Annotated in this window: 20 protein-coding genes; 5 read left to right on the top strand and 15 right to left on the bottom strand. The window is 47.6% G+C overall.

Going from position 1 to position 21060, the window contains the following annotated elements; all coding sequences use genetic code 11:
* Positions 1-63: 63 nt before the first annotated feature.
* The 5 genes from HHL16_RS08480 to HHL16_RS08460 all read right to left on the bottom strand — a co-directional run bounded on the left by HHL16_RS08480 (position 64) and on the right by HHL16_RS08460 (position 5634).
* Positions 64-954, bottom strand: coding sequence for a branched-chain amino acid transaminase (locus HHL16_RS08480; RefSeq protein WP_169424695.1), 891 nt, complete (start codon positions 952-954; stop codon positions 64-66).
* Between the two features lie 274 nt (positions 955-1228).
* A complete protein-coding gene (leuB, locus tag HHL16_RS08475; RefSeq protein WP_169424694.1) occupies positions 1229-2344 on the bottom strand; it encodes a 3-isopropylmalate dehydrogenase in 1116 nt (371 codons plus the stop codon).
* Positions 2345-2379: 35 nt separating this feature from the next.
* Positions 2380-2976, bottom strand: coding sequence for a 3-isopropylmalate dehydratase small subunit (gene leuD / locus HHL16_RS08470; protein WP_169424693.1), 597 nt, complete (start codon positions 2974-2976; stop codon positions 2380-2382).
* 17 nt (positions 2977-2993) lie between these two features.
* Positions 2994-4391 (bottom strand): 3-isopropylmalate dehydratase large subunit, encoded by a 1398-nt coding sequence (leuC, locus tag HHL16_RS08465; RefSeq protein ID WP_169424692.1) that lies wholly within the window; start codon positions 4389-4391, stop codon positions 2994-2996.
* Between the two features lie 79 nt (positions 4392-4470).
* Positions 4471-5634, bottom strand: a complete 1164-nt coding sequence (locus tag HHL16_RS08460) for a 2-isopropylmalate synthase (RefSeq protein ID WP_169424691.1) — start codon at positions 5632-5634, stop codon at positions 4471-4473.
* Positions 5635-5937: 303 nt separating this feature from the next.
* Here HHL16_RS08460 and HHL16_RS08455 point away from each other — a divergent pair, with 303 nt between their 5' ends.
* Positions 5938-7419, top strand: coding sequence for a hypothetical protein (locus HHL16_RS08455; RefSeq protein WP_346766827.1), 1482 nt, complete (start codon positions 5938-5940; stop codon positions 7417-7419).
* Between the two features lie 106 nt (positions 7420-7525).
* Here the strand turns inward: HHL16_RS08455 and moeB are convergent, their stop codons facing one another.
* The 8 genes from moeB to HHL16_RS08415 all read right to left on the bottom strand — a co-directional run bounded on the left by moeB (position 7526) and on the right by HHL16_RS08415 (position 13875).
* A complete protein-coding gene (gene moeB / locus HHL16_RS08450; RefSeq protein ID WP_169424689.1) occupies positions 7526-8689 on the bottom strand; it encodes a molybdopterin-synthase adenylyltransferase MoeB in 1164 nt (387 codons plus the stop codon).
* Positions 8690-8718: 29 nt separating this feature from the next.
* The gene (locus HHL16_RS08445; RefSeq protein WP_169424688.1) at positions 8719-8997 is read right to left on the bottom strand and encodes a MoaD/ThiS family protein; all 279 of its coding nucleotides are present in this window, start codon (positions 8995-8997) and stop codon (positions 8719-8721) included.
* Positions 8998-9014: 17 nt separating this feature from the next.
* Positions 9015-9455 (bottom strand): M67 family metallopeptidase, encoded by a 441-nt coding sequence (locus HHL16_RS08440; RefSeq protein ID WP_169424687.1) that lies wholly within the window; start codon positions 9453-9455, stop codon positions 9015-9017.
* Entirely contained in the window at positions 9452-10399 is a 948-nt protein-coding gene (locus tag HHL16_RS08435) for a cysteine synthase family protein (protein ID WP_169424686.1), read from the bottom strand. The genes HHL16_RS08440 and HHL16_RS08435 overlap by 4 nt, the downstream gene beginning before the upstream one ends.
* Before the next feature lie 289 nt (positions 10400-10688).
* Entirely contained in the window at positions 10689-11018 is a 330-nt protein-coding gene (locus HHL16_RS08430; protein WP_169424685.1) for a multidrug efflux SMR transporter, read from the bottom strand.
* 127 nt (positions 11019-11145) lie between these two features.
* A complete protein-coding gene (locus HHL16_RS08425) occupies positions 11146-12744 on the bottom strand; it encodes a L,D-transpeptidase family protein (protein WP_169424684.1) in 1599 nt (532 codons plus the stop codon).
* Positions 12745-12927: 183 nt separating this feature from the next.
* Positions 12928-13350 carry an SH3 domain-containing protein gene (locus HHL16_RS08420; RefSeq protein ID WP_169424683.1) on the bottom strand — a complete coding sequence of 141 codons (423 nt, stop codon included), beginning with the start codon at positions 13348-13350 and terminating at the stop codon, positions 12928-12930.
* A gap of 24 nt (positions 13351-13374) precedes the next feature.
* Positions 13375-13875, bottom strand: a complete 501-nt coding sequence (locus HHL16_RS08415; RefSeq protein ID WP_169424682.1) for a BON domain-containing protein — start codon at positions 13873-13875, stop codon at positions 13375-13377.
* 316 nt (positions 13876-14191) lie between these two features.
* Here HHL16_RS08415 and HHL16_RS08410 point away from each other — a divergent pair, with 316 nt between their 5' ends.
* Positions 14192-14860 carry a response regulator transcription factor gene (locus HHL16_RS08410; protein WP_169424681.1) on the top strand — a complete coding sequence of 223 codons (669 nt, stop codon included), beginning with the start codon at positions 14192-14194 and terminating at the stop codon, positions 14858-14860.
* On the opposite strand, the gene HHL16_RS08405 is transcribed toward HHL16_RS08410, so the two are convergent.
* Positions 14845-18042 (bottom strand): ATP-binding protein, encoded by a 3198-nt coding sequence (locus HHL16_RS08405; protein ID WP_169424680.1) that lies wholly within the window; start codon positions 18040-18042, stop codon positions 14845-14847. The two genes, HHL16_RS08410 and HHL16_RS08405, sit on opposite strands and share 16 nt — an antisense overlap.
* A gap of 177 nt (positions 18043-18219) precedes the next feature.
* Between HHL16_RS08405 and HHL16_RS08400 the strand changes: the two genes are divergently transcribed.
* Positions 18220-18684, top strand: coding sequence for a hypothetical protein (locus tag HHL16_RS08400; protein ID WP_169424679.1), 465 nt, complete (start codon positions 18220-18222; stop codon positions 18682-18684).
* A 140-nt stretch (positions 18685-18824) separates the two neighbouring features.
* On the top strand, positions 18825-19427 hold the full coding sequence (locus HHL16_RS08395) for a sigma-70 family RNA polymerase sigma factor (protein WP_169424678.1): 603 nt from the start codon (positions 18825-18827) through the stop codon (positions 19425-19427).
* A gap of 23 nt (positions 19428-19450) precedes the next feature.
* On the opposite strand, the gene HHL16_RS08390 is transcribed toward HHL16_RS08395, so the two are convergent.
* On the bottom strand, positions 19451-19690 hold the full coding sequence (locus HHL16_RS08390; RefSeq protein ID WP_169424677.1) for a hypothetical protein: 240 nt from the start codon (positions 19688-19690) through the stop codon (positions 19451-19453).
* Between the two features lie 148 nt (positions 19691-19838).
* Between HHL16_RS08390 and HHL16_RS08385 the strand changes: the two genes are divergently transcribed.
* The gene (locus tag HHL16_RS08385; protein WP_169424676.1) at positions 19839-21038 is read left to right on the top strand and encodes a FecR family protein; all 1200 of its coding nucleotides are present in this window, start codon (positions 19839-19841) and stop codon (positions 21036-21038) included.
* Positions 21039-21060: the final 22 nt, after the last annotated feature.

Below are 21060 nucleotides of genomic sequence, written 5' to 3'. Positions count from 1 at the left end.
TCGGGCCGGAGGCCCTCTTTCATATAAGTCACTCGCCTCTGGCGAAGAAACACGCCTTCACTTTCAGCTGACGGCTACACCAGCTTCGGTAACTTTAGCCTTATATATTTTTTGCAATTTCTTTCCGATAGAATTTTCCCAGGGTTGCGGGAACGTATAATCATCGAGCGATTCAAAGCCTACTACTTCAGCCGCAGTGCCGCAGAAGAATGCACTGTCGGCCGTTTTCAGTTCTGCAGGTGTAAAATGTTTTTCTACGAGTTCAATGCCGAGTTCTTCACAGAGTTCGATCACAGTTGCACGGGTAATTCCGGGCAGGATATTTCCTAACGATGGCGTATACACTACGCCGTCTTTTTCATAGAACATATTGGCGCCGGGGCCTTCAGCCACATGGCCATTCATGTCTATCAGCAATGCTTCGTCGAAGCCTTTTGCTTTTGCATCCTGACTGGCGAGGATGGAGTTCACATAGTGTCCGGTTGCTTTCGCATGGATCTTAAACCCAAGCGGGTTGGGCCTTTGCCAGGGGGAAGTCATTACGCGGAGATTCTTCTCTCCGAGAAACAATCCCATTTCCCAAACGGCGATCACGATATGCGATTCGGTATTCTTATTAAAGCCCATGTTTGCCGGAGCAAACACCAGCGGACGGATATACGCATTCTGCAGGTTGTTCTGTTTCAACACCTCATAAGTGGCATCAATCAGTTCTTCTGCACTCCAGTGGTAAGGCATGTTGAGCGCTTCAGCAGAGGCGCGCAGGCGATCGTAATGCTCAACAGCTTTGAAGATCTTTGTATCCCCACTCTCCGTGCGATACGAGCGGATGCCTTCAAATACGCCATACCCGTAGTGGAAGGTCTGGCTATACAGGTCGATGCGGGCATCGGCAGCTTTCAGGTATTCTCCATTATAATAGAGAATGGTGTTCTGGTTGTAATAAGTTGACATGACTTCAGGTTTTTTGTTGATCGGAATAGGCGCAAAAAAAAGCGACCCGCCTTTTTGGAGGCGGGTCGCTTAGTATTTTGATTATTTACTGTTCGCTATAGTCCACCTCCGTTTGAGCAGGGAATAATAATCACCACCACCACAATAATAATTGCAATGACAACAGAAGTGATATTTTGAATTCCGCTCTTGAACATAGAGAGTAGATGTACTGCGAATATACACCCGCCGATCGATAAAAAGAACTGTAGCAAGCAACTCTTTCGAAAAAATCTTAAATAATGGTTGATTTCCTCAACTCAATATTCGCTTTATTGATACCACCCGGTACACGATTACTCACGTAATCACAGATCAGTTCTCCGATTGTACTGGTGAAGTAAAAATTAACAGGATCGATGTCTTTGGTTACGAAGCTGTTGCTGAGTGTCCACTCAACTGCTTCGCGTACCAGTGCCGCTTCCCGGGCGAGTCCCAGGTGATCTAACAGCATTGCTGCCGACAGAATGGAACCCAATGGATTAGCAATATCTTTTCCGGCAGCCTGCGGATAAGAACCGTGGATCGGCTCGAACAATGCAGCGCCTTTGCCAATGCTGGCCGATGGCAACAGCCCAAGTGATCCGCTGATCACACTCGCTTCGTCGCTGATGATATCTCCGAACATATTCTCCGTGAGCACCACATCGAATTGTTTGGGATTCAGAATGATCTGCATCGCTGCATTGTCTACAAACAGAAAATCAACGGTTACATCTGCATACTGTGCTGCAATCTCCTGCACCACTTTACGCCAGAGGCGCGATGTTTCGAGCACGTTGGCTTTATCAACCAGCGTGAGTTTCTTTCTGCGTTGTTGTGCATATTGAAAAGCGAGATGTGTAACGCGTTCGATCTCTTCACGCGTGTACACGCAATCGTCCGAAGCCTGCGTTCTTTCTTCATTCACTTCTTTCTTTCCGAAGTAAATGCCACCGGTGAGTTCGCGGAAGATCACGAAGTCTACGCCTTCGATGTTCTTCGTTTTCAGCGGGCTCAGGTGATGCAGTGATTCGTATGTTGTTACAGGTCTGATATTCGCAAACAGCTGGAGACTCTTGCGCAGTTTCAGCAAACCCTGCTCCGGCCTTACTTTGGCAGTAGGGTCGTTGTCGTATTTTGGATGGCCGATGGCCCCGAATAAGATGGCATCGCTGTTGAGGCAGGCTTCGATGGTTTCATCGGGCAATGGATTGCCTGTTTTATCGATGGCATCTGCACCCATCAGATGATAGGAGTAATGGAATGTATGACCGAACTGCTCGGCAATGGCATTCAATACTTTCACGGATTGGCGGGTCACTTCCGGACCGATACCGTCTCCTTCTATAACTACTATATTCTTTTCCATAGTCTAATGCGTTTCAGGGTTTCAGGGGGATTAACTTACTTGTATTGTTGCTCAAATGCTTCAATGGCTGGTTTGATACTGATCAGATAGTCGATATCATCATATCCATTGAGCAGACAGGTTTTCTTGTAATTGTTTACATCGAAACTGCTTTGCAATCCGGCTGCCGGTACGCTGATGGTCTGTGCTTCCACATTCACTACGATCTCCGTTGCAGGATCTTTTTCGATTGCCGCAAACATCGCGTCGAGAAACTCATCAGTAACCTGAACAGGCACCAGAAAGTTGTTGAGTGCATTGTTGCGGAAGATGTCTGCAAAGAAGCTGCTCACTACCACATCGAAGCCGGCATCTTTGATGGCCCATGCTGCATGCTCGCGCGATGATCCGCATCCGAAGTTCTTTCCTGCCACCAGCACTTTACCACTGTAGCGCGGATTGTTGAGAACGAAGTCTGCACGCGGTTGCGCTTCATCATCATTTTCATATCTCCAGTCGCGAAATAGATTCTTTCCGAAACCCGCACGGCTCGTAGCTTTCAGAAAACGTGCAGGAATGATCTGATCGGTATCCACGTTCTGGATATTCAGCGGAACCGCCCTGCTTGAAACTATATTGATTGCTTTACTCACTGTTGTTTGATTGTTTGTTAGATAAACTCTCTTACGTCTCCTACTTCTCCGGTGATGGCCGCCACTGCTGCTGTCAGCGGACTAACGAGGAAGGTTCTGGCATTCGGCCCCTGTCTTCCTTCAAAGTTTCTGTTGGAGGTAGACACGCAGTACTTGCCTGCAGGGATCTTGTCTTCATTCATACCCAGGCATGCAGAGCAACCGGGCTGACGAAGCTGAAAGCCTGCTTCTTCAAAGATCTTATCGATTCCTTCTGCGATGGCTTGTTTCTCCACCTGCTTGGAACCGGGTACGATCCATACTTCCACATCTTCTGCTTTCTTCTTTCCTTTTACGAAAGAGGCAACGAGACGAAGGTCTTCGATGCGGCTGTTGGTACAGCTGCCGATGAATACGTAATCCACTTTCTTTCCTTTGATCTTCGCACCGGGCTGAAGGCCCATGTAGTCGAGCGATTTGAGGAAAGAAGGTTTCTCCTTCTCATCGATATCGGTTACTCCGGGGATATTCCCTGCAACACTCACGCCCATTCCGGGGTTGGTTCCGTAGGTGATCATTGGTTCGATATCTTCCGCGCGGATGTTGATCTCTTTGTCGAAGGTGGCTCCTTCATCGGAGTAAAGTTCTTTCCATGCGGCGAGTTTCGCATCCCACTGGCCATTGCCGGGAGCAAACTGACGGCCTTTGATGTACTCGAAAGTGATTTCATCGGGAGCGATCATGCCTCCGCGTGCGCCCATCTCGATGCTCATGTTGCAGATGGTCATGCGGCCTTCCATGCTGAGGCTGCGGATGGCAGAACCTGCATATTCAACAAAATAACCGGTAGCGCCTGATGCTGAGATCTGAGCGATAATGTAGAGAATAATGTCCTTAGATACCACTCCTTTGTTCAATGTGCCTTCTACATTGATACGCATGAGCTTTGGTTTAGATTGCATCAGGCACTGAGTTGCCATCACCATTTCCACTTCGCTGGTACCAATGCCGAAGGCAATGGCTCCGAATGCACCGTGGGTAGATGTGTGGCTGTCGCCGCACACAATGGTCATGCCGGGCTGTGTTACGCCCAGTTCCGGTCCTATCACGTGAACGATACCCTGGAATGGATGACCCAATCCGTATAATTCGATGTTATGATTCTTGCAGTTGGCAATGAGCTGCTGCACCTGTACACGGGAGAGCTCGTCTTTGATGGGGAGGTGTTGCTGTAAAGTGGGTACGTTATGATCCGCTGTTGCTACGATCTGTGCAGGGCGGAAAACTTTCATGCCTCTTTTTTCGATTCCCTGAAATGCCTGTGGGCTGGTTACTTCATGGATGAAGTGTCGGTCGATATACAACACTGAGGGTCCGCCGTCGATGTTCTGTACAACGTGCTTGTCCCAGATCTTTTCAAATAATGTTTTAGCCATTTTTTCTTTTTGTGAAGAAAGCGTGGCGCAGACGCGCCACGCATAAAACAAAAACTACATGATTATGAGAAAATACTGCTCACACTGTTACGGCCTGATATTCGTTGGCCATTGCGTGCAGATCCTCATCGGTAACTTCTTTTTTGCCATCTGCCACATTGAGGAATTGCGCGTACAACACATCAATGTCGTTGCGTGTGTACTGGAATCCGAGCTTGTGGAATCTGTGCGCCAGAGCACTGCGTCCGCTGCGGGCGGTGAGTACAATCTTGCTTCCTTCGGCTCCTACTTCATCGGGACTGATTATCTCGTAAGTAAGTGCATCTTTCAAAAATCCATCCTGGTGAATACCTGATGAATGTGAAAACGCATTGCTTCCTACGATGGCTTTATTGGGTTGAACCGGCATCCGCATAGTGTCGGCTACCAGTCTGCTGAGAGGGTTCAGTTGCTGAGCTTTCACGCTGGTATGGAATCCCAGCGCATGGTGTTGTTTGATGATCATCACCACTTCTTCGAGCGATGTATTTCCGGCGCGCTCACCGAGACCATTGATGGTACACTCGATCTGCCTTGCGCCATTGATCACACCCGCAATGGAGTTTGCAGTAGCCAGGCCAAGATCATTATGACAATGGCAGCTGATCACAGCCTTATCTATATTAGGTACGTTGTTTACAAGGTATGCAATTTTTTCGCCATACTGGTGGGGAAGACAATACCCGGTGGTATCGGGGATATTCACCGTGGTGGCTCCTGCTGCGATCACCGCCTCTATCACACGGGCGAGATAATCGTTCTCGGTACGGCCTGCATCTTCCGCATAGAATTCGATATCATCAGTAAAGTTGCGGGCCCATTTAACGGCCTGTACAGCCCTCGCGAGAATGTCTTCGCGATTGCTGTTGAACTTACTCTTGATATGAAAATCAGAAGTGCCGATACCCGTGTGGATACGGCCTCTTTTGGCTTTCTTCAATGCGGCTCCCGCCACTTCGATATCCTGCTGAACGCTGCGGCTCAATGCACAGATAGTGGCATTTTTCACCACTTTACAAATCTCTTCCACACTCTGAAAATCTCCAGGTGAAGAAATCGGGAAACCGGCTTCAATGATATCTACTCCCAGGTCTTCCAGGGCCAGTGCCAGCTCAATCTTTTCTGTAGTGTTCAGCTTGCACCCCGGTACCTGCTCACCATCTCTGAGCGTGGTGTCGAATATTAAGATCTTATTATCCGGCATAACTGTTCTATAGGTGGATTTAGTTTTAGGAATTTAAAATAGCAGGTTGCTTTATTTTTGTGTTGCTTGCTATAGATAACCGATAAAACAACCTGCTTTACCGAAATTATTCCCATTAATTTGGGGAAGGAAATCAAAATTGTACCTATTTTACGCTTCTTAGGGTATCCGGAATACCCTCAAAGCCTTGTCCATCAAGCATTTTAACGATTATAAACTACGATGCCCAATAGATCAACAGACGCGTTATTTCAACTGATCCACTCCCTGGAAAAGTCAGAAAAGCGGAATTTTAAGCTGTATGTGACCCGGAATTCTTCGGGTGAAGACCTGAAAGTGGTTCAGTTGTTCGATGCCATGGATAAAATGGAGGAATACGACGAAGCCCTGATTCTGAAGAAAAACAAAGACCTGAAGAAACAGCAGCTCTCCAATATCAAGGCACACCTGTATAAACAGATCCTGAGCTCCCTTCGCCTGATCAAGGACGATGAGAATATCGATATCCAGCTCCGCGAGCAAATGGACCATGCCCGTATCCTCTACAATAAAGGCCTCTATCTGCAAAGCCTCAAAGTACTGGACCGCATGAAAGAACTGGCCCGCGAATACAACCAGTTCACCTATTTATTGCAGGTACTCTTCTTCGAGAAGAAGATCGAAGCCCTGCACATCACACGAAGCATGCAGGATCGCGCCGACCGCCTCACCACCGAAGTGGAAGAAGTGAACAAGCGCCTCGATATCACCAGCAAGCTCAGCAACCTCGCGCTGCAACTCTACAGCTGGTACATCCGCAACGGTCATGCACGCAATGAAAAGGATGAAGTATCAGTTACCAACTTCTTCGAAAAACATTTTCCCAAAGAAGCGGAAGACGCCAAAGGATTCTACGAAAGACTGTACCGCTACCAATGTTATTGCTGGTACGGATTCATCAGGCAGGACCTGCTCACTTATTATCGTTACACACAAAAATGGGTAGACCTCTTCAGCAAGGAAAAACATATGGTGGAAGTGGAAACAGCGCACTACATCAAAGGCCTGCACAACCTGCTCACCGCGCATCTCGATCTGCAGAATTTTCAGAAATTCAACGAAGTGCTCGATACGTTCGAGCAATTCTCCCAATCGAAAATCGTACTGCACAATCACAACAACAATATTCAAACCTTCGTATACCTCAACCTCCAGCGCATCAACAAGTATTTCATGGAAGGTACGTTCACCGAGGGATGCAAAATGGTTCCCGTAATAGAAGAAAAGCTCACAGAATATACGCTGTATCTCGACAGGCACCGGATTCTCGTATTTTACTACAAGTTCGCATCACTGTACTTCGGCAGTGGGCAATACGAGAAAGCCATCGATTATCTCAACAAGATCATCAACTGGAAAGTGGATCTGCGCACAGACCTGCAGGCATACAGCCGTCTGCTGCACCTCATAGCGCATTACGAGCTGAAGAATTTCGATCTGCTCGAATATCTCTTCAAAAGTGTGTATCGCTTTATGTCGAAGATGGAAAACCTTAGTGTGGTGGAAGAAGAGATCTTCCGGTTTTTGAGAAGATCATTCCATATAACGCCGAGGAACCTGAAAACAGAATTCGAGAAACTGCTCAACAAACTGAAGCAGCATCAGCGCAACCGGTACGAAACCCGCGCCTTCATGTATCTGGATATCATCTCCTGGCTCGAAAGCAAAATCGATAATGTTCCGGTGCAGGAAGTGATCAGGCATAAATTCTTACAGCAATCAAAAAGAAAGGCGGTTGAAGAGTAGGTTGATTACCACTTGGCTTCCTGCTACGACAAGCCTGTAGTTCAACGCTGCTCTGCAACCGGCCTTTGTTCTGAATATCGGCTCAGTGTTGCTGTATGAAAAAGTATCAGTATTTCGTCAGCTCCGGCTGAACCTGATCGATCCAGGCCAGAATGCCTCCTTTAAGATTATATAAATTATCGAAACCGAATTTCTCCTCCAGCTCCCGGATGGCTTTGGCACTACGGCCTCCCATCTTACAATGCACAATCACTTTCTGGTCTCTGCTGATGCGATCGGCATTCGCAGAAACAGTACTCAGCGGAATCAGCTCTGCACCGATGTTCACGATATCATACTCACTCTGCTCACGTACATCGATGATCTGATAGGCTTCACCCTTCACCTGTAAATTGTACAACTCTTCAGGAGTAATTTCTTTGATGGGTTTCTCAACGGCTTTCACTCCGCAGAACTGCTCGTAATCGATGAGTGCAGTGATGGTGGGATTCTTGCCATTGATGGGGTTATCATCTCTGCGCGAGATATTGAAAGTGCGACTCTCGAATGTGAGTGCATCGAAGTGATAGAATCTTCCGTTGAGCGTATCTCCCACTCCGGTGATCACCTTGATGGTTTCGAGCGCCTGCAAACTTCCGATGATGCCGGGCAATACGCCTAACACGCCGCCTTCGGCGCAACTGGGCACCAGTCCGGGCGGTGGCGGTGTTGGATAGAGATCGCGGTAGTTGGGCCCCAACTCTCCTTTCTCATTGCGCTGATTGAAAACAGACACCTGCCCCTCGAACTGAAAGATGGATGCAAATACATTCGGAATGCCGAGCAATACAGTGGCATCGTTCACGAGATAACGCGTAGGGAAATTATCTGTTCCGTCTGCCACCACATCATAATCTTTCAGAATCTCCAATGCATTCTGTGAAGTGAGCTGTGTATTGTGCAGAATGATTTTGATATGCGGGTTCAGCGCTTCGAGTCTCTTTTTCGCTTCTTCTACTTTGGGTTTACCGATGGCTTCCACTCCAAACAATACCTGACGTTGCAGGTTGCTGTCGTCTACCACATCGAAATCTACGATGCCGATGGTTCCAACGCCTGCAGCCGCAAGATACAGCAGGGCCGGACTTCCCAGGCCGCCCGATCCTACGATCAGCACTTTCGCAGCCTTCAGTTTCTGTTGCGCCTCCAATCCAAATTCAGGGATAATGATGTGCCGGTTGTACCTGGCCAGTTCCTCTTTAGAAAAAGTTACTGAGTTATTGTTGCTCATGGGATGATGATTTAGTTTGTTGGTTACTGTTATGCCACACCACCGGCAATGGCTGGTACGATACTGATAACGGTATCGGCTTTCACGGCAGTTTGTCCCTGTTGCAGGTTCCTGATATCGTCGTTGCCAACGAAGATGTTCACGAAAGAACGGATCTGTCCTTGTTCATCGAGCAGGTGTTTCTTCAGATCAGGGAAGTTCAGTGTGAGTTCGTTCACTGTTTTGTCGATGGTATCTGCTGTCACTTCCAGTCTGGCGGTATTATTGGTGAACTTGCGCAGCGGAGTGGGAATAATCACTGTTGCCATAGTTGTTATTTATTGATTTATGAATTTGTATATGAATTGGCTACGATGCCAACGTTTTCTTCTTCGAATCGACTGTCGTCGTTGAGCCTCCAGGAACGAAGCGCATCGGGCTTTCCATCGAGTACCGAAACGATGATGTAACTGAACCAGGGCTGTGCCGCTACCCTGTCGTGTTCCGAAGGAATGGCAGGATGGTTCGGATGCGAATGATACACGCCCAGCAACTGCAACTGATTTTCATCTGCATATTCTTCTGCACGGATATAATCGAGTGGTGCAATTACAAAGCGGCGGCGTTTATCGCCTTCTTTCGCATTGTTTACTACCTGAATTTCTGTGATGGCACGAAGGCCGTTTTCGTCCTCTTTGCCGAAGAGGAAACCGCAACATTCGTCGGGGAAGGCGGCTACTGCATCTTTGAGCAATGCTGCTCTGGCTTGTGTGTCTATGATGATCATACTATGTTGAGTTTAGAAACTACTTCACTGTATTTGTCTGCATTGTCGGGGAAGATGGTTACTACCGTGCCGCTTTCCAGTTTCTCCGCTACGCGGATGGCGCCGGCGAGATTCGCGGCCGCACTGGGACTGAGTTGCAGGCCTTCGTATTTCCAGGCATCGCGCATGATGCTCCATGCTTCTTCGGTTCCTACTTCATGGTTTTCATCGGCCACAGTTGGGTCGTAAATACCGGGCACGAGGGCGGTTTCGAGATGTTTCCACCCTTCCAGTCCATGCAATGGATTATCGGGCTGGAGTGAGATCAATTGAACCGCAGGGTCGAGTTCTTTCAGTCTGCGGCCCGTTCCTACAAAGGTTCCGGTAGTGCCGAGGGCTGATACAAAATGCGTGAGGGATGGCAATGCTTCTTTGATTTCAAGAGCTGTGCCGTGATAATGCGCTTTCCAGTTATTGGGATTCTTGTACTGATCTGCGTAGAAGTATTCCGAAGGCTTGCTGGTGGCCAGTTCCAGCGCTGCGGCCTGTGCGCCATCGGTTCCTTCAAAGCGCGATGTGAACACTATTCTGGCGCCAAGCGACTGCAGAATTTCTTTCCTTTCCTTGCTTGCATTCTCCGGAAGAAAAAGTGTAACGGGGATATTCAGCAGGTGGCCGATCTTCGCGTAGGCGATGCCGGTATTTCCGCTGGTGGCATCGAGCAGTGAGATCTTTCGGGAGAGTTGTCCATGTTCGATGGCATGTTTGAAGATATTGTAAGCCGCTCTGGCTTTTACGCTTCCCGATAACTGCTCCCATTCTTTCTTGGCGTATAACTTTACGCCGGTTTTATTGAAGAGCTGCGTAATCTCATGAAGCGGCGTGCGCCCTATCTGGTTCCCAAGTTGTTGTACAGAGTCAAGCAGCGAGCGCTCTGACGTTGTTCCGGCTGTTGTAACAGACATATCAGCAATTTTTGTTGTTATGAGTGAGGGTCGGATCAGACGGGAGGGCACAAAAAAAAGCCCCACCATCGGTGGAGCTCAATATGTTGATGCGTATATATTTTGCACTAACTTAATCCAAGGCTACAGCCCACCCAAATAACCCTGGCGTGTGTTTTACAACAACAGCAACAACAAGATTTATTTGTGTGAGTATTCAGCATCGGTTAATTCATTTCTCTACAAATATAATAGGAAATAACTGACAATTCCTACAGAGCGGGTGGACTATCTTGTTAAAAAACTTTTATTAATGTTTGCTCACAACCTTGAGGCCTATAATTGAACCAATTAGGAGGAAAATAAAAAACAGTCTCCAAAAGGTAGCGGGCTCCCTGAAAAAGAAAATGCCCATCAGCACGGTTCCTACTGCGCCAATGCCCGTCCATACTGCGTATGCGGTTCCCAGCGGCAATGTTTGTGTGGCACGATACAGCAGGTACATACTCATTGTTACGGTTATTACGAATCCTATCCACCAACCCGTTGCAGCTGCTCCGGTGGATTCTTTAGCTTTTCCAAGGCAGGTTGTGAAGGCTACTTCAAACAATCCGGCGATTACGAGAATGATCCAATTCATAACTGTTTGATTTATGGATGCAAATTTCCGCTATCCCCAGCCACTCGTTTTTTACCATATGTTAAGAAAACTATGGACCAATTTCACAGGAGGGTATTTGCAACCGCAAAGATGTGACTTTTAACAGTTACTTCATTGCCAGCAGATGCTGATCCATTTTCTTATCATGACCATAAACATCTTCTCTGAAATTCAGTCGCCCTGCGCGATCTACCCATGCAGTGAAATAACCGATGTATACCGGCACTGTTTCTTTTAATGTTACATACTGCTCTTTGCCCTGTTTCATGGCTGCTGCGATTTTGGTACTGTCCCACTTGGGATCGTTGCGCAGCAGGTATTGTGCCAGCTTCGCCGGTTCGTGCAAGCGGATGCATCCGTGACTGAATGCACGCTGATCTCTGTCGAAGAGACTGCGCGAGGGCGTATCGTGCAGATAAATATTGTAAGAGTTGGGGAAGAGGAATTTCACACCTCCCAACGAGTTCCAGGGGCCGGGCAACTGCCGAACCGCTTTGCCATTCCACTCCATATGATGGCGTGCGAGATAATTCGGATTACGTTTGATGCCAGGCAGCACTTCGTTTTTCAGAATGCCGGGAGGAACATTCCAGTACGGACTGAACACTACGTATTTGAGATCGCCGGAGAAGATCACGGTGTTATGCGCAGGTGTTCCCACCACAACGCCCATATCCCACATGAGGTTTCCGTTCTCATACACGTGCATGCGATACTCCGGAATATTGATGAGCAGATAATTCGGCGGAGGCTCGGCAGGCACCCAGCGGATACGCTCCATATTCACCAATATCTGACGGATGCGCTCTCCTATCGGCCGGTTCATTTCGGTAACCAGTTTATTATTCACCTTGCCATCGGCTGTAAATCCATAACGTGTCTGAAAATTTTTCACAGCATCGGTAAGTGCGGAGGTGAACAGCTGAGAAGAATCATTTTCTTTCAGGTCTCCGGATACAAATAAGCGCTTTTTGATATTTACTATTTCTATCGTTGAATCTCCCTGCTTCAGTACTTTCTTTGCAATGGCAGGAATAGCCGGCCATCCGCCTGCCTTTTCGATTTCGTAAGACTTCAGCAAATATTCTTTCAGCAGATTGTATTGTCGATTAACCGGCTCATATCTGCTCACATCTTTCCCTTTGTTTTGGATCAGGGAATCGAGCAGAGAAGCAACATTGATCTTCTTGCGTGGAATGAACCACTCCAGATCTTTCGGCTGTTCGTTGCTGCCTGCCCATGCTCTGTTGGCGAAGCGGAAGAACTGTTTGGTAAGGTTCAGTTCTGTGTTCACCATCAGCGGGCTCTTTACATTGAAAGAATCTTTTCCGTTTTTGATGCTGTCGACCACCACTGAAAGTTTGGGATCGTAGATAGAGCTGTCGCCGGAGTAGGCAATATAGCTATTCTGCATTTCGATGAAGGTGGGCACATATTCTGCAATGCTGCCGTCCAGAAACCAGGCGTACTGGTAGTTCCGGGCATTGTAGAAGCTGCGGATGCGGTCGGCCATGGAATCGGGAATTTTCTCCTGACCGAGAAATTTTTCCATGGTGGTACTGTCGAAGAACAGGCCGCTGTAAGAATTTTTGGTATTGATGGTGGTATCGCGGGGAGCTACCGCCGGAGTATTTTTTTTATCACCACCCTTACACGCAGAAAAAAGAATAGCCGTTACCGTTAGGTATTGTAAAATTCTGTTCATAGGTGCGAAAATAGGTCAATTACAAATGTGATTGGTTAGCTGGAACCGGGGATACCACGGAGTATGCAAGGGGAGTATTTGCAGTAAGCAGCTGATGACTGTTCATTTCAACAGGCCATCAGCTGCCTGCAAATATGTATGCGCATCGTTTTGTTGCCCTGCAACAAACACTGCCTTCGGAGCTTAATCTACGGGAGTGAGATATTGTGCGGCGGCATAACCTTCCACACCTTTATCTGTTTTGATCTGCCACCACTGGCCTTCACCCTTGTTTACGAGGGTTACTATTTCGTGGTGTGCAGCTTTGCCAACAATGGGCTGGTCTGTACCGGGTCCACTGCGGATGTTAAGGTTTGAGGAGGTAGTGGTCACTTTCGCTTTGGCGCCCGGCGCCATGGAAGTTACATTGAGGTTCATGATGAGATCGCCTGATCTGAAATCAGGATCGAGCTTCGAATAGATGTCCCAGAGTTTATCTTTGGCTGCTCCGTTAGGAACATCGCCATCGATATACAAAACATTATCCTGCTCTCTCACCTGCAGATTGGTAGCTCCGCCGGCATTGGCCGCGTCTACCAGTTCTTTGTATTTGTCCTGTAGTGCCATAAAATGGGTCCTCCCTCTGTTTGGTTATTGAATGGTAAGTTTGTTCTCGATCTTTTTTGGCTTCAGTGCATTGAGGGCCATCATCAATTTGGGCAGATCGGTTTTCTTGAGATTACCGGTGAGTGTTACCACGCCGTCTTTTACTTCGGCTTTTGCGGTGTTGAAATCTTTCAGCACGCCGGCCACAGCTGTGTTGAGAGCATCGTCAGCTGTTACTGTTACAGGAGCTGTTGTGGGTGGAGGCGGTGGCATCACAGAAAGCTGGTTATTCACTTCCGTAATTCCTTTCACTGCGCCTACTGCAGTGGCGAAAGCCGTTTTGGCGCTCTCGTCTTTTACTTCACCGGTTAAGGTTGCTACGCCGTTCTGAACGGAGATCATGGGGGTGGGTCCCATATCGGTGATCTTCGCTACAGCTGCTGTTGCAGCCTGCTGCAGATCCGCATCCTTGGGTTTGCTCTTACATGATTGAAGGGCGACAAATACTAACATCGTGGTCGCCAAAATAGCCATCCATTTTTTCATAATTCGGTGATTTTGATTTTTCAATAAAAATGTCCCGGTTTCATATTACTCCTAAATATACTATTTTCAACAACATAAGTTTGTAGCTGAATTGTAGCTTTACAGTCACTTAACCCGGCAGGGCCTCCAAACAATATCCGCTACCCCGCGTTTGAAGTTCAACACAGGGAGGGTATTTTTCCCGGAATTTCCAGTGTTGTAACTTATAATTTTTTATATCTTTAAGATAAGCAGCTCCCGATGCCGGGGTTGCCCTAAGGCTCCACAAAAAGAAATGCAGACTGGTTTTTACGCCAGCTTCTTAAATCAAAATGCTATGCCTACTTCTGAATATTTTTTGATTGCTGAAGATCATGGTCTGACTAATATGGGGTATACCTTATTCATGGATCTTCACTTTCGCGACAGCAGCTACAAAATCGTAAAGACCATGAGAGATCTCAAAGAGATCCTCGAACAACAGGGAACCCGCTTTACGTTCGCCATCTGGGACCTTGAACTGATGGACGAAGACCTTGCCCAGAACATCGAGTTTGTAGCAGAAACCGTGAAGCGGTTCCCAGGCATGTACATTCTCATTGTTACCACCAAGAATAAACTGAAGTACGTTAACCAGCTCTATGCTGCCGGTATCCGTGGATTTCTGGTAAAGGAATCTATGGAAACGGAGATCCTGAACGCCATTCAGACCATTCTTTCCGGTCTCATCTACGAGCCCAAACTCGTTAGGCAGCACCGCGCACTGAATGCCAGCGACGGCAAGCTCACGCCTGCGCAGGAAGACAATCCTTTCCTTTCATTATCCAAAAGAGAGCAGCAGGTATTGCGGCAATTGCTGGGAGGTCAGCGACTGAAAGATATCTCTTTCGATATCGGCGTAAAACAAAGCACCATCGCCACCTACAAGCATCGCCTGCTCGAAAAGGTGAATGCGCGCAATATCATCGAATTGCACGAGATGGCCCGCCATCATAATTTTATCTGATCACCTTCGAATGCATCTGCCGGCGGAAGCGTTACCGCCACTACCAGACTGGTGCCATCCTCGTCTGAACGGATCTGTATTTCGCCTTTCATCTGTTTCACCAGATCGAAAATGATCTGATAACTGATATGCCAGAGCTTGAGGCCGGAGTACACCGCAGAAGGGTCGTTGGATGCAGAGGCCGTGATGAGCTGCTCACGGATGTAATCATCCATCCGCGAAGCATCATCTTTTATCACCAGCATGGTATGTTCAGGCGTCTGGGAAGCTTCTACCTGAATCACCCCATCATTCATATTCTTATTGGCATTCAGAATGAGGTTGAAAAGCAGTAAATGCAGCAGGTTCTGCTTGTTCACTACTTCTATGTCATCGGGCACCAGATTCAGCAGCTGATTGTTGCGCAGCTGAAAACGATCGCCCAGTTCTTCCCGTATCTCTTCAACAAGGCCATGCATGTAGGTAGCCTCCATTACAGTGGTGTAGTCTGTATCGAGAATATTGCTCCACTGCACCAGCTGATCGCTGAGTATGAGCAGATTTCTCGCCGCATCGTTGATCTCTCTCATCACTTCTTTCATGGTTTCCGGCCTTACTTTATCGAAGTTGCGGTAGATCATTCCAGATACTTTTTCCATGCTTGCTACCGGCACTGTAACATCGTGCATCAGCACATATACCATTTTCGACCGGTAGAGATTGGAAGCTTCGATCAGGGCATTGTCTTCTTCCATCATTTCGTATGTCTCTGATATCACTTCATCTTTTTGCTTCGCGGCCTTACGGAGTTTGCCCTGACGATAAAAATAGGTAGAGCCCCAGATAAACAGAATCAGAAACAGCACCGCTGCCAATGCCTGCACCCAAAAGGTTTCGTACCAGTAAAGCTTTACAGAAAAGGGAATATTGGTTTCGCGATACGTGGCTTTATCGGCAGAGAATTGACGAAGATGCAGCACATGCGCACCCGCATCGAGTATTTCCCATCCGGTGAACAGCTCCTTTCCTTCAATTGGTTTCCAGTTGGGCTGATCATCGAGGCGGTACTCTATACGCAGTGAATACGGGTTAGCCCAGTAAGCATTGTTGATAGCCCATCTTACATTTCTGTCGTCTTTCCCAAATTGCCAGGGTTGCCCTGCTGCCGGAGCCGGCAGATCGGGCCTGTCTTTCACTTCCACATGATCTACGAACACAGGCTCAATCCAATCTGCAGAAGAAATGCCTGCCGGGTTGAACCGCAGTATGCCATTGATGGACGAAAGCAGGTATTCTCCCTGCCACTGATTCCAGATAGGCTGTGCTCCTCCGTTGAATTCATTGGTAGGCAGTCCGTCTTTACGATCGAAGTAATCGTAGTGCAATACTTTGCTCTGCCTCAGCGGATCATCGATGAGATGCAGCAGTTGCGATTTGCTGATTCTGAAAAGTCCTTTATTGGTAGGCACCCAGAAATTCCGGCTGCTGTCTTCGATCAATGCATGTGTAGATGCGAGGTGGTGATTGGGATCCTGCGGAAAGAAATAAGCGCTGTCGCGTTCCGGAAGATATGCTCCGAATCCATGCCCATAAGTACCGAACCAGCAGATAGGTTGCTGATTGTCCATTGACACAAATCTTACTTCCATATTGTTGGTTCCGGGTGCGAACCTCCATTTGGCCTTCGGCTCGTTCAGTATCACCAGCCCGCGTTCCGTAGCCAGATAAATGAAATTCTCCTTACGGGTGAAGTTATATGGCTTGGGCAGTTTTTCTTTCGGAGAATCTACCGCAACGGTATAGACGCCGTTTTTCAGATACCCCCACCGGAAAGATTCGAGTATCCATACTTTGCCGGTTGTAGAATCGAGCCACACAAAGCTGATGGCATTATCCTTCGTTTTTTTCAGTTGATTTTCATAGATCACCTTCACCGTTCCATTGGGCGCGGTGTACATTACCCTTTCTTCATTGCAGTAATAATATCCTCCCGAACTGTCTTTGCTGAATGGAGAGTACATGGCCATTTCAAGGCTTTTGTCCACCTGCAGAAAACCGGCATTGCCACTATTCAGATCGTAGGTAACGCCTCTGTTGGTACGAAGCCGGTCGCCGGGCAGCAGCAGCTGCGCATAATTGCTGTTTACATTGGTAGCAAGATCGGGCGCCAGCAGCTGGCTGAAATTGTTCTTTCTGAAAACATACAATCCATCGGTGGTAGTACCGATGAACAAGGTATTGTGACGAGGATAGAACAGGATATTGTTGATGCTTTTCGGCAGCTCATCGATCACCAGTTCTTTGCTGATGAATAATCCGGATGCATCGGAGCCCAGCACAATGATGGTTCTTCCGGATGCGATCACCGCCTGATCGTTGAGTTCGTTGTAATACAGTGTGGTAGGCGCCTCCGTGTTATGCAGGCGTTCCACCCGCTGCAATGCAGCCGGCATAAGCCGCGGCTCATTGCCGCTCACATCGTAACAAACACCGTTCAGATGATGATCGAGCACATAGAGCAGGCCATTGGAATGGAAAAGCTGAGCCTGCTTCCAGTGAACCGGCAAAGCATAACGGTGAAGCAGCTGTGCATCTTTGTAAATAAGCAGTTCGTTTTGCTGACTCACCACGGCAAAACGCCCATTGGAAATGGCAACAGGATAATAATTGTAATCGCCGACAGCCCATTGGCTCTGCTCCGGATAATAAGAGGGGCGATTGAAATTAAGTGTGCCCATTTTCGGGATCTCATCCAGTGAATGAAGAATGCCCTTGAACCATACGAAGATGCCGTATTGCTGCCAGATCCAGGTATAGGCCTGATTCACGGCAATATCCTGCTGTCTTATCTGCAGCAATTGAGAATGCACATTCATCGCATACACATCACCACCGGTGGTTTTGAAAAGATTCACCATTCGGTTGGTGAGCAGCGATTCGTTCAGCTGATGATCGAAAGATTTTACGGCGATGCCATTGTATCTGGCGAGGCCACCGAAGGTAGCCAGCCAAAGCATGCCCGAGCTGGTATCGATGTATTGACTGATGATGGAATTCTGAGGAAGCCCACTGTTATCGTTGAGCATATCTACCAAAAGATAGGCATCGCGCGAAGACGGTTGTTGTGCACTAACATCAATGCGTACACTAAACAACAAAAACAGCAGCAGTATGGGGAAGATGCTTGTGGTTACAGGCTTCATAGAAAGGTAAATGGCAACGTGGTTCTGGTTAATGTTCAAATGAATATAGTTGAATTCCGCGAATTGTAGTGAAAATACTACAATCTATAAATTACTGAGCTGCGTAAGTTTACATTGTAATCGTTCCGCAACAAACGCGAAACAGTCCCCAACCAGGTAGTCCTTAAATTTGTTCACATGAACTACCAGGATCCCAACACCGCAGAGATCGTACTACATTTTAAGGAAGGCAAAGCAGAGACTTTTGCATTGGTATTTCACCAATTTTATCTGGAAATATGTTTTTTCGCCAAGAGGATCTTAGACAAGCCGAGACAGGCGGAAAAAATTGTAGAGAACGCCTTCATAGATCTTTGGAGTTTACATCAGCAAATGGACAGCTGGTCGGCCATCAAGGCCTTTTTATACAGAAATGTGAGAGATGCCAGCTTGAGTTTGATTGAAAGCCATCCGCAGGGAGCGCACGACGAAGCAATGAATCAGTTCGCCTGGAGAGAAGCCACTCAGTTCATGGAAAAAGAGTTGAGCAGACCCAGGCCACCCAGAGCGATTCCCTACAATCCGGCTACCAATCTGCCGCCTATGGCCCGTAAAATTTTACACCAGTACTACGCAGCAGACAACTCCGCTCAAAAAAAGTAATTAAGTTTTTTTTAGGATAAGGGTTAATGTGTTAATGGAAATGATTAGTAAACCATCCCTGGTATTCTTGCCGGGGATCTTTTTTTTATAGTATCCTATCGATTTTTTCAGGAACTTTATCGGTAACAAAGGCACTCTGATTGGTTACACCTTCCCCTGATACCGCCAGAGATCTGGTTACCCGGATCGCTGCAGGCAATGAGCCTGCATTCAGGCAATTATTCGATCTGTACAGCAAACGCCTCTTTTCTTTCGCACTGGCCATGACCAAATCTTCCGCCGACGCCGAGGAAATTATTCAGGAATGTTTTACCCGCGTTTGGGTTCAACGCCACACCCTCACGAATATTCAGTTACCCGAAGCATGGCTCTACCGCATCGTGCGCAACTGCACCATCGATCATCTCCGCAAAATTTCAAGGGAACAAAAACTCATCAATCAGGTCTGGAGCAATATCTCGGAGCCCGATCGCTCCCTCGAAGACTTCATCCTCTCCAGAGAATATCAGCAACTGATCAATCAGGCACTGGAACAACTATCTCCCCAAAAGCAACAGGTTTACCGCCTGAGCAGGGAACAGGATTGCTCTCATGAGGAAATTGCCAGAATCACCGGCCTGTCCAAAAGCAGGGTGAACAATATTCTCACGGAGACCCTGAAATTCATCAAACTGCATCTGGACAAACATTCCGGAGAATTCGGGGCAGCTTTCCTTATCTGGACCTGCGAACAATTCAGGTGATCCTTCGGGAAGCCGCAAAGCGGCTAATTCTCAGAGCCATTGAATTTAGCCTGCAGGCTCGGTTCCAGTGATGGGATCACAATCCGTTTTACATTCTCCCCATCTTCATCTGCAGAAATCAGCACTCTCCCCTTGCGGGCTTCCGCTACTGCAAACTTCAGCAAAGACAAAGCTTCCGATACCAGCTGAGTAGAGTTTTCGATTCCGGATTCCTCTTTGAGCCTGTCCATAAAATCATCATCTACCGTTAATCTGATTTCCATAAAATCCTTTTTTCAATGTGACTGAGAACGGAAAAATGTAACGATGCTACATTTTCCCCGATTTTTCTTTTCTGATCCGGTTATTACCCCGTTCGGCATTCGTCAGTAATAGAACCATGCCTTATTCTACCACGGCAAACCAAAATCTATGCTGCCATCAAATGACAGGTTTCATTATCTTTTTTCGCGATACACCACTAACCAGTGTACGCAGGATGAACTGCAGGAGTTGTTCGGGCATCTCCGGCATATGAATGCAGAGGATCTCCATCCCTACATGGACGTTCTCTATGCTAATATCTCACCGGGCGCTGCCGCCGAAAAAATCAGCTGGGATGAACTGTATGAGAAGATCACCGGCTCAGAGCAGGCAAGCATTCCCGTAAGAAAACTCTTTCCCTACCGACGCGTGGCTGTGGCAGCTGCTGTGCTGTTGGTGGCAGCCTCCGCAATCTACCTTTTGCTTCCGAAGTCGAATGACAATTCATTACCTCCTACTGTTGCATCATCGAACGATATACCTCCCGGTCAGGATCTGGCCGTTCTCACACTGGCCGACGGCACGAGAATAACGCTCGACAGCAGTTCCAATGGCAATATCGCCAGCCAGGGAGGCATCCGCATCATCAAAGAAGCCGACGGAAAGCTCAACTATCAGGTACAACAGGGCGATGCCGCATCTGCTTCAATGATCAATATGCTGTCTACTCCGCGGGGAGGACAATATCGCCTGACCCTTCCCGACGGAAGCCGGGTTTGGCTCAACGCAGCATCCAGCATCCGTTACCCTGCTGCATTCAGCAACACACAGCGAAGTGTGGAGATCACGGGAGAAGCCTATTTCGAAATTGCTTCCAACTCCAAACTCCCCTTTAAAGTGAAAACACCCGCCGGTGAAATAAATGTACTCGGCACCAGCTTCAATGTGAATGCCTATTCCAATGAGCCGGTAGTGAGCACAACACTCATCAGCGGAAAGGTGAGCCTAACCACTAACAACTTACAACAACCGATTGTTCTGAAACCCGGCCAACAAGTAACTTATCCGCACCCGATGGAAGAACAGGTGAAAAGCCAGAAGATAGAAATTCGCAGCATCGATACAGAACCGGTAATTGCCTGGACGCGCAACAGCTTTATGTTCACCAACACAAGCCTTGCCAATGCCATGCGACAGATCGAACGCTGGTATAATGTAGAAGTGACCATCAAAGGAGATATAGGCCGCGAAGGCATTATGGCCAACCTCTCCCGCGATATGCCCATTTCAAAACTGATGCACAAACTAAGTCTTACAGGACACCTGCATTTTTCAATCGATGGAAAAAAAATTACAGTAACCCGCTAAACTCAGACTGCTGATGAACTAA

The sequence above is a fragment of the Pseudoflavitalea sp. G-6-1-2 genome, assembly GCF_012927185.1.
Taxonomy (GTDB): domain Bacteria; phylum Bacteroidota; class Bacteroidia; order Chitinophagales; family Chitinophagaceae; genus Pseudobacter.
This window is presented reverse-complemented; position numbering and strand designations above follow the sequence as displayed.

Coding starts and splice junctions, on each gene's coding strand:
- HHL16_RS08480 (WP_169424695.1), bottom strand. CDS start 954: ATGTCAACTTATTACAACCAGAACACCATTCTCTATTATAATGGAGAA.
- leuB (WP_169424694.1), bottom strand. CDS start 2,344: ATGGAAAAGAATATAGTAGTTATAGAAGGAGACGGTATCGGTCCGGAA.
- leuC (WP_169424692.1), bottom strand. CDS start 4,391: ATGGCTAAAACATTATTTGAAAAGATCTGGGACAAGCACGTTGTACAG.
- HHL16_RS08460 (WP_169424691.1), bottom strand. CDS start 5,634: ATGCCGGATAATAAGATCTTAATATTCGACACCACGCTCAGAGATGGT.
- moeB (WP_169424689.1), bottom strand. CDS start 8,689: ATGAGCAACAATAACTCAGTAACTTTTTCTAAAGAGGAACTGGCCAGG.
- HHL16_RS08445 (WP_169424688.1), bottom strand. CDS start 8,997: ATGGCAACAGTGATTATTCCCACTCCGCTGCGCAAGTTCACCAATAAT.
- HHL16_RS08440 (WP_169424687.1), bottom strand. CDS start 9,455: ATGATCATCATAGACACACAAGCCAGAGCAGCATTGCTCAAAGATGCA.
- HHL16_RS08435 (WP_169424686.1), bottom strand. CDS start 10,399: ATGTCTGTTACAACAGCCGGAACAACGTCAGAGCGCTCGCTGCTTGAC.
- HHL16_RS08430 (WP_169424685.1), bottom strand. CDS start 11,018: ATGAATTGGATCATTCTCGTAATCGCCGGATTGTTTGAAGTAGCCTTC.
- HHL16_RS08425 (WP_169424684.1), bottom strand. CDS start 12,744: ATGAACAGAATTTTACAATACCTAACGGTAACGGCTATTCTTTTTTCT.
- HHL16_RS08420 (WP_169424683.1), bottom strand. CDS start 13,350: ATGGCACTACAGGACAAATACAAAGAACTGGTAGACGCGGCCAATGCC.
- HHL16_RS08415 (WP_169424682.1), bottom strand. CDS start 13,875: ATGAAAAAATGGATGGCTATTTTGGCGACCACGATGTTAGTATTTGTC.
- HHL16_RS08410 (WP_169424681.1), top strand. CDS start 14,192: ATGCCTACTTCTGAATATTTTTTGATTGCTGAAGATCATGGTCTGACT.
- HHL16_RS08405 (WP_169424680.1), bottom strand. CDS start 18,042: ATGAAGCCTGTAACCACAAGCATCTTCCCCATACTGCTGCTGTTTTTG.
- HHL16_RS08400 (WP_169424679.1), top strand. CDS start 18,220: ATGAACTACCAGGATCCCAACACCGCAGAGATCGTACTACATTTTAAG.
- HHL16_RS08390 (WP_169424677.1), bottom strand. CDS start 19,690: ATGGAAATCAGATTAACGGTAGATGATGATTTTATGGACAGGCTCAAA.
- HHL16_RS08385 (WP_169424676.1), top strand. CDS start 19,839: ATGCTGCCATCAAATGACAGGTTTCATTATCTTTTTTCGCGATACACC.